The organism is Flavobacterium enshiense, assembly GCF_040750275.1.
In the GTDB taxonomy this organism is placed as follows: Bacteria; Bacteroidota; Bacteroidia; order Flavobacteriales; family Flavobacteriaceae; genus Flavobacterium; species Flavobacterium enshiense_B.
Genome location: NZ_JBDOCV010000002.1, coordinates 309,004 through 321,262, shown reverse-complemented (window position 1 = coordinate 321,262; position 12,259 = coordinate 309,004). Strand labels below are relative to the sequence as shown.

Annotated in this window: 12 protein-coding genes; 10 read left to right on the top strand and 2 right to left on the bottom strand. The window is 28.8% G+C overall.

Annotated elements, in window-relative coordinates:
• The first annotated feature begins 19 nt into the window (after positions 1-19).
• The 8 genes from ABGT15_RS04240 to ABGT15_RS04205 all read left to right on the top strand — a co-directional run bounded on the left by ABGT15_RS04240 (position 20) and on the right by ABGT15_RS04205 (position 8,602).
• Positions 20-559, top strand: a complete 540-nt coding sequence (locus tag ABGT15_RS04240) for a hypothetical protein (protein ID WP_367230170.1) — start codon at positions 20-22, stop codon at positions 557-559.
• Positions 560-682: 123 nt separating this feature from the next.
• Positions 683-1,087: a hypothetical protein gene (locus ABGT15_RS04235; protein ID WP_367230169.1), complete on the top strand. Its 405-nt coding sequence runs from the start codon at positions 683-685 to the stop codon at positions 1,085-1,087.
• On the top strand, positions 1,087-2,205 hold the full coding sequence (locus tag ABGT15_RS04230; protein WP_367230168.1) for a hypothetical protein: 1,119 nt from the start codon (positions 1,087-1,089) through the stop codon (positions 2,203-2,205). Before ABGT15_RS04235 ends, ABGT15_RS04230 begins: the two co-directional genes overlap by 1 nt.
• Positions 2,205-2,714 (top strand): DUF6712 family protein, encoded by a 510-nt coding sequence (locus ABGT15_RS04225; RefSeq protein ID WP_367230167.1) that lies wholly within the window; start codon positions 2,205-2,207, stop codon positions 2,712-2,714. Before ABGT15_RS04230 ends, ABGT15_RS04225 begins: the two co-directional genes overlap by 1 nt.
• Positions 2,715-2,813: 99 nt before the next feature.
• Positions 2,814-4,685, top strand: coding sequence for a hypothetical protein (locus ABGT15_RS04220; protein ID WP_367230166.1), 1,872 nt, complete (start codon positions 2,814-2,816; stop codon positions 4,683-4,685).
• Between the two features lie 19 nt (positions 4,686-4,704).
• Entirely contained in the window at positions 4,705-7,800 is a 3,096-nt protein-coding gene (locus ABGT15_RS04215) for a hypothetical protein (RefSeq protein ID WP_367230165.1), read from the top strand.
• A 66-nt stretch (positions 7,801-7,866) separates the two neighbouring features.
• Positions 7,867-8,370, top strand: coding sequence for a phage holin family protein (locus ABGT15_RS04210; protein WP_367230164.1), 504 nt, complete (start codon positions 7,867-7,869; stop codon positions 8,368-8,370).
• Complete coding sequence (locus ABGT15_RS04205; RefSeq protein ID WP_367230163.1) at positions 8,354-8,602, top strand: hypothetical protein; 249 nt, start codon at positions 8,354-8,356, stop codon at positions 8,600-8,602. The genes ABGT15_RS04210 and ABGT15_RS04205 overlap by 17 nt, the downstream gene beginning before the upstream one ends.
• Positions 8,603-8,632: 30 nt before the next feature.
• Here ABGT15_RS04205 and ABGT15_RS04200 read toward each other — a convergent pair whose 3' ends face one another.
• Positions 8,633-8,983 (bottom strand): hypothetical protein, encoded by a 351-nt coding sequence (locus ABGT15_RS04200; RefSeq protein WP_367230162.1) that lies wholly within the window; start codon positions 8,981-8,983, stop codon positions 8,633-8,635.
• 171 nt (positions 8,984-9,154) lie between these two features.
• On the opposite strand from ABGT15_RS04200, the gene ABGT15_RS04195 reads away from it, so the two are divergent.
• Both ABGT15_RS04195 and ABGT15_RS04190 read left to right on the top strand, forming a co-directional pair.
• Positions 9,155-9,793, top strand: a complete 639-nt coding sequence (locus ABGT15_RS04195; protein WP_367230161.1) for a hypothetical protein — start codon at positions 9,155-9,157, stop codon at positions 9,791-9,793.
• 31 nt (positions 9,794-9,824) lie between these two features.
• Positions 9,825-10,310: a glycoside hydrolase family 108 protein gene (locus ABGT15_RS04190; RefSeq protein ID WP_367230160.1), complete on the top strand. Its 486-nt coding sequence runs from the start codon at positions 9,825-9,827 to the stop codon at positions 10,308-10,310.
• 78 nt (positions 10,311-10,388) lie between these two features.
• Here ABGT15_RS04190 and ABGT15_RS04185 read toward each other — a convergent pair whose 3' ends face one another.
• Entirely contained in the window at positions 10,389-12,149 is a 1,761-nt protein-coding gene (locus ABGT15_RS04185; protein WP_367230159.1) for a phage integrase SAM-like domain-containing protein, read from the bottom strand.
• Positions 12,150-12,259: the final 110 nt, after the last annotated feature.

The window sequence follows — 12,259 nt, the reverse complement described above, 5'->3', positions numbered from 1 at the left end:
AAAAAAATAATTTAAAATAATGGCTTGTGAAGGAATAACAAGGTCAAGATATATAGGTTGTGCAGATAACTTTTCAGGTATTAAAGCAATCGGTATTTTACCAATAAAATCTAAATTAACATTAACTTCCGATGGTCTATTTGAAGGTGTTGGTATTACTGGTTCTATTTATAGATGGGAAGTAGATGCAGATGCAAATGTAGGTGAAGGTGAGACTCAAATTGACACTCAAACTCTTACTAATGTAACTACTCAAACATTGAATTTAACTATTCAAGGTATAGATAATGATACTCTAGAACAAATTAGAAAACTGTCTTATGGTAAACCTAAACTTTTCTTAGAAATGTTTGATGATGAAACAATATTGTTAATGGGACATAATAGCGGTTGTAGATTACTAAACTATAAAGTATCTACTGGTGGTGCTAGAACTGATTTATCAGGTATAACTTTGACATTTGAGGCTAAAGAAAAAAGAACAATGGCAATATTAGGTGCTACTGGTTCAACAGCGTATAATAACGCAATTAATTTAACAAACGCTATAAACGGATAATATCTTTCATTCATATCGTTAAACTCTCCGAAGTGAGTAAAAACACCCTTATTTCTTATATGAAGTAAGGGTGTTTTAATATATAGATTTAATCAATTTACTAAAAAGTAGTTATATAAATATATGAAGATTATAAATTTTGATTTTGATGAAAGTATTACTGCTGATAGCGGTTCTGTAACTGCTGATAGCGGTTCTGTAACTGCTGATGGTGGTTTACTTGAAATGGTTTATTCAGTTTCTTTTTTACCTAGAATGACTGATGATATAAACCTAACTCTTAGAATAAGGCATAAAGAAGAAGAAGGTATTACAATAGTTCATCAAATGGCTTATAGAAGAAGAGGATTATTTAAAGTGAAATTAGACCCATTTGTTCCAATAAATGATGCTAAATATGAAATGGTTGTATTAAATCAAAGTAATACTATTATTTGGAGTGGTGAGATTATGTTCACTACTAAAGATGTTCAGAATTATAACTTAAATGATAGTGATGATTCAGATAAAAATTACTTAACCCTATAATGATTAATGAAAATGAAAACACTTATATCTACAACATAGATTTAAACAATTATGTCCTACCTGAAATAAAGTGTTATGTAGGTAATAAATATGTCTTAAATGGTGAGAAAAACTCATTCTTTGAATTTGTAAAAAAGCGTTACATCGGCTCTAAAACAAACTCATTAATTATCAACAAACTTGTAAATTACATTATTGGTGATGGTCTAGTTGATAAATCAGGAATCAATGTAAATAAATACATTTCAAAAAGAGATTTAAGATTAATTGTTCAGGATTTCAAAATCTACGGACAATATACAGTTCAAGTTATTTGGTCAAAAGGTTCAAAGCTATTAAATGAACAACCTAAACCAATTCAAATAAAGCATGTTCCTACTGGAAAAGTAGGTTTAGATGTAAATAGATTAGGAGAAATTAGTGGTTATTGGCATTCTTTTGATTGGTCTAATTTCTATAAATATAAACCTAAATTCTATAATAAATTCACAGGTATATATAATGAAAATTCACCAATAGATTTTAAGACTGTTACAAGGATTTCATCAGAGCCATATTTTCCACAACCAGACTATTTATCAGGTCTTCAATACGCTTGGTTAGAAGAAGAGTTATCAAACAAATATCTAAATTATGTTTTAAATGATTTAAGTGTTGGTTGTATGATTGTTGCTAAAGGTGGAATTCCTGCAACAGAAGAACAAAGAAGAGAGTATAGTGAGAAGTTCTTACAAGCAATAACCGGAACATCAAACAATAAAAAACCTTTTGTGTATTTCACTAATAATGAAAACGATTTAGAGATTAAAAGAATTGAAATAAGTGAATTTGACCAACAAGCAGCTTATCTAGATGAAGTTGCTAAAGATTCATTATTTGATGCTCACGGTATCGGTAATAGAACCATTTTCGGTAAAGATTCTAAGACAGGATTCTCTTCTACTGCTGATGAAATGGATACTACTTTAAAACATCTTTACATAGATACAATCAAACCAATGAGAGAAATTATAATTGACGGTTTAGAAGAGATTTTAAGATTTGCAGAACCTACAATAGAATTAGATTTCATCAATTCAAAAGAGTTAATCTCAATAAAAAATGATACCAATGAATAATGACACAAAGTTATGATTTTGATTTCAAGATATTGATACAACCGGGTAGTAATCTAATGGTTAAATTAACTGGTATTATAGGTAATGTTACCTACGATAAAATTAAACCATCTATTTGGGTTGCTCAAAATACTGAGATTAAAAGAATACTAACAAAACCGCTATATGATAAGATTCTTGAAGATTTCATTAATGCTTCATTAGATGGTGTTTATAAGCAGATATATGAAGATTATATTGCTTTTATGTTGGTATTCTATTCTACCGCTGATTTTGTTCAAAGAAATTCAATAATGATAGCAAATGGTGGGAACTTTAAACATTCACCTGATAATGCACAAATTGTAGATTTCAAAGAGGTTGATAGAAATGCTAACTATTATAGAGATTTAGGTAGATTCTATGAAGACCAGTTCAAAGAGTTTGTCAAAAAAAATAATGTTCCTGAATACGATTCGAGTTCAAATAATAATGATAATGATTTCTTTTTCGGGGTTTATATGTTGTAATGGATAAGGAAAAAGAAAAGAAGGTTAAAGAGAAATATATTATCAAACTCTTACAATTTCAAAGGGAGTTAGAGAAAGAAAAAAAGAATAATAACACTAATGAATAATGTTAATGTTGGATTACAATATAATGATGGTTTAGGTGATAAGTTAAGAGATGCTTTCATTATCGTAAATGATAATTTTACAGATATTCAGAGTCAAGTAGATAATCTATCAGTAGAAGTAACTATTGGTGATGTAAATGGTTTACAAACAATATTAGATAATCTACAAAGTGAAATAGATACACTTCAAATATCTGATATAAGCGGTTTAACAGCTAGTTTAGGTTCAATAACTAACAACATAACTTCTTTACAAACATCTATTACAAATCTTGTAAATTCTGATATTACTCTACAAGATAGTATTAACTCAATTAATACTTCCATTGATACTATAAACACTTCTATTATAACTATCAATGATACTATTACTGATATAATTTCAATATTAGATAATTTATCAGGTGGTGGAGGTGGAACTTTACAAGAAATGCAAGATAATAATACTCTTTCAGCTACTTGGAGTTATGGAGAAATGAATTTAGGTGGTGAGTATTATTCAGGAATGAAACAATTTAAGTTCAGTTCAAGAGGTGATGGTAATGATTTTAGTGTTGATAGAAGTGTTAATATAAATGTTAATCCTGAGGAATCAATTGGTTTTTCTATGACTGATACCTCAGTTTCATCAACTATTTCAATATCACCTTATAGTGTTGATATAAGTTCAAGTGATTCATCAACCGGTAATTCTATCTCAATAGACCCTAGCACTACTACTTTTTATAAAAAAATAAATTCAAATGAGGGGCTATCAGGTATAAATACTACAAGTGAATTTAGACTTGGAACAATAAACTATGATACATTAAGAGAGTTCTTTTTTAAAGTAAATGGTGACGATAATAATTATTCATCTAATATTAGATATGAAGCTAGAATTGATATGGATAGTGCTATATCAATTTATGCAATAGATGATGATAATAACACTTCAGCTGCTTTAAATGTATATACAGGTGCTATTTACAACTATGTTAGTAATGGTGGTAGTTCAAATACTCTACAAATATTATCAACCGAAACAAACTCTTCTAAAAAGATAAATTCTACACAGGGTATTTTTGGTCAATATTCTACTGGAAATAATTTTGGTTTATGTTCAGCTTGGAATGGTTATGAACAATATAGACAATTTTACTTCAATTATAAAGGTGATGGAAACCTATTCCCTTCATCAGATAACTTCTCTATGAGAATGAATAATCAAGAAGGATTGGTTTATACAAGTTATATAAATAATGGTAGTAACCAAGGTAATGTTTATATAAAGGGAGGTGTAACATTACAAGCAGTAGGAAGTGGTGGTATATTAACTAATATAGAGTTAAATAGTTCGAGTGGACTTACACAAATTCTTAGTAGAACTGGTATTACTTCAACTCAAAGAAAGACTGAATATAATTTTAAATCAACAGGTATTTTAATTGATTATAAAATTGGAACTGCATCAGTTGGCTCTATTACAAATATTCTATCACCAACTGCATCAGGAACAACAGATGTTTATTTACCTAGTGAGAGTGGAACACTTGTAGTTCAAAAATATAAAAGTTATGTAGCCGTAATAAATCAAAGTGGAACATCAGCACCAACAGCTACAATTATGGAAAATACATTAGGTGGTAATATAACTTGGACTTATAATGGTGTTGGTTATTATGAGGGAACTTTATCAGGTGCTTTCCCTAATTACTTTAAGTTTTATTCAAATACAAGTCTTCAACAATATGGTGGAGCTTGGGCTTATGTTGATAGAGGTGATACAAATACTATTTCACTTGCTACTGGTGTAGGTTCAACAGCACAAAATGGTATTGCTTCAGATAGAAGTTTAAGAATTGAAATTAGAGTTTATAATTAAAAAATAATGATATGAAATAGTGATAAATGTAAATGTAAGTCAACCTAATGATGGTTTAGGTGATAAATTAAGAGATGCTTTTATAATAGTTAATGATAACTTCAATGAGTTATTTTCATTGATTGATGGTTCTGTTGACCAAAGTGAATTAGATTCTGCTATTGATTCTATTAACTCTCAAATAAATAACATTGTTACGAACTTAGACAATGATTTAACTAATATCTTAAATATCTTAAATACTAAGAGTGATATTGGACATACACACCTAATAAGTGAAATAAGTGGTTTACAGACAATATTAAATAGTTTGGTTACATCAACTACATTTAACGCACAAATAACCTCTATAAACTCTCAAATTGCTTCTATAAATGATATTCTAATATCATTACAAGAAACTGACAATAATTTTCAGATAGATATAGCAGAATTACAAGATAATGTAATTACTCTTCAAGGTAATGTTACGGATTTACAGAATACAGATATTACACTTCAGAATGAGATTGATGATTTACAAGACCAAATAAATAACATTCCACCAAACGACTTACAAAGCGTTACAGATGCAGGTAATACCACAACTACACAAATTATAGCAAATGGTGGTGTTGAAGGTTCAACAGATTATGCTTCTTTCCAGTTGCTTTCACCATACTACAATGATATGAAGTGGTTTAGATTTTCAACTTATGGTGATGGAACAGATTTCTCTGTTAATAGTGGTTGTCAATTTGTAATGAATCCGGAAGAAGGTATTTATATACAAAGATTTGACTATGATAATAGTAGAGCTTCTACAATAGGGTTAGCATCAGGTAGTTTAAATTTCAGTAACTCTTATGGAACTTATTCATCTTATATGCAACTAGATGAAGCGGCTAATATAAACTTATCATCCAATGGTTTTGCAGCAAGATTAAGAACTGATTTATTAACTGATAATAGAACATTTCAATTTCCTGATGAAGATGGAACTTTAGCACTTTTAAGTGATGTATCTAGTTCAATTACAAATGCTAATAATACTTTACTTAATACAATTGTTAAACAAACTGTAACTAATGGTGTTACTTCATCTTGTCCTAGCCAAGATGCTGTTTATGATTTCGTAACAGCTGCTATTGCTTCTGCTACTGCATCTGTAACAACTCCAAGTTTATCACAAGTTACTGCTGTTGGTAATACTTGTTCTCAAATACTTGTTGGTAATGGCTTAGATATAAATGGTGGAAGTGGATATATTGAATTTGATTTTACAGGTTCAAATGTTAATGTATATGATTACATAGATAATGAAGAGTTATATACAAATATTACTAAAAATGGAGATTTCTTTAAGAACTCTTCAACAGCACACGACCTTACTAGATGGGTTGCTACTGTCCAAGAAGGTATTGGAAAAGCATCTACAATTGAAATACAACACCCATTAATTGAATTAGAATCTTATGGTGAAGTAAAAGTTACATCACCAACATTTTCTATTCAAGGTGGAGTTTATAAAGGCACATTTAAAACAACAAATCTAACTACTGATAGAATTTATCAACTTCCTAATAATAGCGGAACTATTGCATTATTAAGTGATATTTCAACTGCAACCGCTTCAATGAACTTACAACAAGTAACTAACATTGGAGCTACCACATCTAAAGCTATTGAATTACAAGGTGGTGTTTATACTAATAATGGTAATTTATCATCAGGACATTTCAATATTTTGAAAGATGGTATAAATGGTAGATTCTTAGAATTAGATGCTTTATTTAAAGGTGATGAATCAGAGAATTATTCAATAATTAAAACAAGTTATAATCATAATGAATGGTTTAGATATGATGATTATTCACAAAATTCAGGTAATGGTATAATCTTATATGATGGTGCTACTACAAACTTAAATTCATTTGATAATACATCATCATCTGATTTAGATGTTAAAGCAAATACAATCAAATTATACTCTTCTGAAACTTATAGTAATTCTCAGTTATTAGTAAAGTCAAATGGTGTAATTGAAATAGATACTAATTCAGATGTTAATAGCAGTATGATTACTGTTGGAACTGGAAGTATCATATTACAACATTTAGATAATATTTTCACTGGTGGTTTTCCACCAATGCCACCAGTATTAGTAGGTGCTACTATTAAGTTAGAAGGGTTTAATGGTGTTGGTGTTCAAACAAATAGTTATACCGCTTACTTAAAAGCAGATAACTTATTTTCTGATAGAAGTTACCAATTTCCAAATGCTAGCGGAACATTCTCATTAGTCGGTCATACACATTCTATTAATGATGTAACAGGATTGACTTCTTCTCTTGCACTTAAAGCTAATGATAATGCTGTTGTTAAATTAACAGGAGACCAATCTATATCAGGTGTTAAGTCATTTAGTCAAGGTGTTATAAATCTATATGAGGGAGCTAATGGTGTTGATATAACTTTAGGAACTAATGAAGATGCTTATTCATTTCTTCACGATGGAAACCCTATGCACTATCATAATTTTAATGATGAAATAATTTCATATTATGGTAAAGACGGAGGACAAGCAAATATAACTTATGGTTCTATAAGTGGTATTAAAAATTATAGCCTACCAAATGCTAGTGGAACATTCTCATTAACATCTGATTTAGCTAACTATGTAAGTATATCGGGTGGAACTGCCGGTAATCCACAATTAATAACTGGATTTAAGAGATTCACCAATGCTGTTAAATTTGATAATGTAATTGAGTTAGAAGATATTACAGCAGGTGGTTATGGTTCATTTGAATTAGATGAAGATTCATTATCATTCTATTCATCTCCAGATTCACCTTATACAGGTAGTTTATATAGAGTATTTAGTGCAGGTAATGCTTTTATAGCAATTGGTAAGAGTCCTACTGTTGGTCATTATTTAATGTCTAATGCAAATGGAAGTTATAAATCTCAAAACTTAATTGATGCTAGTGGTAAGATATTAATAAAAAGAACATCTGCGCCTGCAACTCCTACATCTGCGGGTGTAGAAGGTGAGACATACTTTGATGGAACAAATTTCTACTGGTGTTATAGTGATAACAATTGGAGAAGGGTAGCAGGTTCAACTTGGTAAGCCTTAATGTGTAAGGGATTCAAAGAAAAATTATATATACTATACTAAAAACTACTACTATGATAAATGAAATTTTTACTGGCACTTAAAGACTTTTTATATGATATAAAAGAATTTCTAATACCTATTATTACTATAATCTTAACATTCATTACACCGATTAAAGGAATGTTAATCACTACTACATTATTTGTAGCAATAGATACTTTATTTGGTATTTACGCTTCAATTAAATTAGGTGGTATAAAATCATATAAATCATCAAAGCTATTTAATTTAGTTCCTAAGACTTTTTTCTATCTATCAACTATTATACTTGCTTATTTAGTCAATCAATTTTTAATAATAACACCAGTATGGGGGATAGAAAATTTAATAACTAAAGCGGTGTGTGCTTTTTGGATATATATAGAGATTAAATCTTTAGATGAAACAAGCATGAAATTAGGTAATAAATCATTTTGGGTTTTACTTAAAGAAGCAATCAGAAAACTTTACTCAATCAAAAAAGATTTAAGTGAATTGATTGAGCCTAAAAATGATGATAAAAAAGATGAAGAAGAATTATAAAAGTTTAGGCTCTGAATTTTCACTACTAAATTGGGAAATAAAAGATATAGTAGGTAATATAAGTTTGAATGAATTTAAAATATTGTTATCTATTGAAGATAATGCTTCTGATAATTGGTTTGAAAAGGTATTAGATTATTTTATAGAGAATGAATTTTATGAATATGCTTGTGTAGTTAGAGATGAAATTAAAAGAAGGGAAGGTAATAAAATGAGAAAGCCATCTAAATAGATGGCTTTCTCACACTCTACTAAAATAGAACTATCTACAATCAATAATTCTAACCGTTTTAATCCAACCACCTTCATCTACTTGACCAATAGGGGCTTGGTTGATATATTCTTTCTTTTCACCACATTGAATATCATAACCTTGTGTTGTATAAGTGCTTCTTAAATCATAAGTAGTTACAACTGATAAAGTATCTTGACCACCTCTATAAGTTTGTATTCTAATCTTCTTACAACTACCATTACAATTTAGACCCGGCGGGGTTACACCACTACCATTATCAACTGGATTATCTTCATAACCCATACCTTCTTTTGAACAACTTAACATTGCTAAAGATGCAACAAGCACCAAACCTAATTTCTGTAAATTTCTTTTCATAATTCTTTAATTTTTAATGTTATATATTAATTTTTTTATACGGTTTTTCCCACATTTAAGGCTAAGTTAAGGAACGGAATTTTACCAACCAAGGAACTTATCTATAAAAAATCCTCCTTTTCAAAATGGTGATTTTCAATTCATTATATATACTAAAAATGAAAAAGTTTAATGAAAAAGAAAAACACTAATAAGTTTGATTCTGACTTAAAATGGGGGCAATTCATTGAATGGGAAACTATACCATTTATAGAAAAAACTTTTAATGAAGTTTTAATTAAGAGAGGTGAAAAAATGAGATTTATTCAAGAGAATATTTCTACAAAGAAAAATGAATTAAAGAAGTGGGATTTGAAATTTGGAATCTATAAAGACGGCTCACCATTTTTAGAGAGAGAAATTTACTTTGAAATTAAAGGTGATAAGTTTGATGAAACTGGAAATCTATTCTTTGAGAAATCTTGCTCTAAAAAAGATTCAGGTGTATTTGCTACTGAAGCAAATTTCTTTGTTTATTTCTTACCACGCTACAAATCAAAAAACTTCTACTTAGTTAAACCGAAAGACTTAATAGAATTGCTAACTACAAAATATGCTTCATGTCTTAGTTATGATGGTGGTGATGGTGGTAGAGTATTAAGTTATTTAGTTACTAAAAGTGATTTTGATGAAGACTTTGTTAAGGTGGGTAAGTTGTTAGATTGTAGCATAACAATTCCCGATTACTTTGGTTTAGAAAAGTTCAAAGAGAAAAGTAAAACAACTTATCAATCTGACTTCTTAAAGTGTTATGAAAATCCATTAGATTAAAAGAGAGAGAGTCCATTTCAATATATAGGAAATGGATTCTTTATTTATAAAATACTATGAAAAAACTTTAGTTTGGGAAGGTGGTGCAAAACTTCATAATGTTGAAGGTGATTCCGGTGGTTGGACTAAATATGGAATAGCCTACAACTACAACAAACATCACTTTGATTCATTAGATGAATTTAAGGAAATGTCTTTTGAAAAGGCTTGTGAGATTACCTATGAGAACTATTACTTAACACTTCACTTAGATTTAGTTAATCCTGATGCAAGAGAACAACTATTTGATATTGCTTTTAATGCAGGTGTTAAAAGAGCGTTTATTTTGGCTCAGAGAGCATTAGGTTTAACAGATGATGGAATATGTGGAAAAGTTACAAAAGCCTGTCTAAAGAACTTAGATAACACCAAATTGTATAATGAGAGAGTGAAGTTCTATATGTCATTAGCAAAGAACAATTCAAAACTAAATAAGTTCCTTAAAGGTTGGCTTAGAAGAGCAAACGACTTCAAATAAAAAGAGAGAGTATTAAACTCTCCCTCTTCGGTGTAATAAATGTTCAATCTTTGACTTTGAACAAATACAAAAGTAAAACTATTTTAGGTAATTAACAATATTTAGATTCAGTTCATCAACTCGCTTACTGGAGAACTGGGCAATATATCCTTGTGTGGTTTTCAGCGATTTATGACCGAGAGACTGCATTAAATCGAAGAGATTCAAATTCTCACCAATTTCAATCATTAATGAAGTGTATGAATGTCTAGCTAAGTGTGTAGTTAAATTCTTTTTAACGCCACATTGAATAGCAATGATTTTAAGTATTCTATTGTAGTAGGTTCTTCTTCCTGTAAATTGTGTGTATTGCTCTTCTGTTATTTGTCTAAAGTCCTTAACATATTTGAAATCTTCATTAGATAACAATGGAAACACAAACATATTTTTACACTCATTATCATACTTCAAAGAATCAATAATAACTTTTAAATTGTCATAAAAATAATCATCAGTTTTCTTATCAGAAGTCTTAATATGCTCTTTAACAGAAATCAATTTTTGAGATACAATTTCTCTTAATTCTTTTAGATATTTAGTCTTATCATCAACCTCTAATAATCCCTTAATATGATTATTTATTTTAATCTCATTTTTAGTTCTAATCAAACTTCTTAAATGTAATTCTCTTTTAGAAATATTAGTATCAATATCAGATAATGAAATATGAAACTTCTTAATATCATTAGTAGTTTCTCTATGAGTAATAAAGTCTAATTTAAACTTTCTAATATCATTAATATCTAAATCAATATCTATTTTGAAATCAGAATCATCAATCTTGAATTTTTGTTTTTGAGAGAATATCTTATTGTAAAAAAGATTATAAGCCTTTGATTTTATTTCTTCATCACTAATAGATTCAATCGGTATAAAGTTTATTAAAAGTTCAGCAGTATAATTATTGATTAAGAAGTTAATGTTTTCTTTAACCTTAACCATTTTCTTATCTACTCTTATACCATTAACATCAACCTCAAAATCACACCATCTTAAAGTCATTAAATCACTTACTCTAATTCCTTGTGAGAATAATTGAAACAGAAAGAAGTTTCTAAAAGTATCTAATGAAATATAACCTTCATACTTCTTACTATTCAAAACAGATAAATCAGGTATAGGCACACCGAACTTTTGACGGCTTCTATAAACTTCTACTAACTGAGTTTCTTTTAACTTCATTAACTCTTCTTTATTCAAAGGCGTAATCTTAGTAGATTCTAAACTCAATTCAATTAAATCAAATGGATTCAATTCATAAGTGAAATGTCTTTCTCTCTCAGCTTTGTTAGTAAAACTTTTAAAAGTCTTAAACTTATAGAAGATGGTGTTTTCGTTATTACCTCTTTCTCTAAGATAACTTCTAAACTTTTCTAAGTATTCTACATTTATATCCGTAAATTTAATATCAGTATCACCAAAGTTTTTAGTGTGAAAATCAACAATCACATTTTTAATATTGGTGTATTTGATTTTAGTTCCTGAATTGTTAGTAGGGTTAAGGTCAATAAGATTATTCATATAACTAAGAAAAGACTTCTTATCATTATTGATTAATTTTATTTTACTTCCTTTGCCTTCAAGTTCTTTTAATTTTTTCTCAATGGTATTGTTGTAATGTTCGTGTTCTTTGAAAGAAGTTCTTAACCTTTGAGTATTACTATTGAAATGTTTTTTATCAATAGGGTCTAGAGGTAAATTTCTAATTACAGTTTTACCCGCAACTCTTGAAGATAGTCTAAGGTAACCTAACTTATCTTCTTTGCTCTTTGCTTTCCAAATTACTCTTATACCTGACATATATTTTAATTTAAAAGTGTCTTAAAAGTGTCTTACTTTTTTACAAATATATTCAATTTCTACAAATATTCAATTTCGTAAAGTGTTGTAAATAAAGGAACTTATCAACA

What these genes read in the sequence shown, in the direction of transcription:
- ABGT15_RS04240 (WP_367230170.1), top strand. Translation starts at nt 20, where the DNA reads ATGGCTTGTGAAGGAATAACAAGGTCAAGATATATAGGTTGTGCAGAT.
- ABGT15_RS04235 (WP_367230169.1), top strand. Translation starts at nt 683, where the DNA reads ATGAAGATTATAAATTTTGATTTTGATGAAAGTATTACTGCTGATAGC.
- ABGT15_RS04230 (WP_367230168.1), top strand. Translation starts at nt 1,087, where the DNA reads ATGATTAATGAAAATGAAAACACTTATATCTACAACATAGATTTAAAC.
- ABGT15_RS04225 (WP_367230167.1), top strand. Translation starts at nt 2,205, where the DNA reads ATGACACAAAGTTATGATTTTGATTTCAAGATATTGATACAACCGGGT.
- ABGT15_RS04220 (WP_367230166.1), top strand. Translation starts at nt 2,814, where the DNA reads ATGAATAATGTTAATGTTGGATTACAATATAATGATGGTTTAGGTGAT.
- ABGT15_RS04210 (WP_367230164.1), top strand. Translation starts at nt 7,867, where the DNA reads ATGAAATTTTTACTGGCACTTAAAGACTTTTTATATGATATAAAAGAA.
- ABGT15_RS04205 (WP_367230163.1), top strand. Translation starts at nt 8,354, where the DNA reads ATGAAGAAGAATTATAAAAGTTTAGGCTCTGAATTTTCACTACTAAAT.
- ABGT15_RS04200 (WP_367230162.1), bottom strand. Translation starts at nt 8,983, where the DNA reads ATGAAAAGAAATTTACAGAAATTAGGTTTGGTGCTTGTTGCATCTTTA.
- ABGT15_RS04195 (WP_367230161.1), top strand. Translation starts at nt 9,155, where the DNA reads ATGAAAAAGAAAAACACTAATAAGTTTGATTCTGACTTAAAATGGGGG.
- ABGT15_RS04190 (WP_367230160.1), top strand. Translation starts at nt 9,825, where the DNA reads ATGGATTCTTTATTTATAAAATACTATGAAAAAACTTTAGTTTGGGAA.
- ABGT15_RS04185 (WP_367230159.1), bottom strand. Translation starts at nt 12,149, where the DNA reads ATGTCAGGTATAAGAGTAATTTGGAAAGCAAAGAGCAAAGAAGATAAG.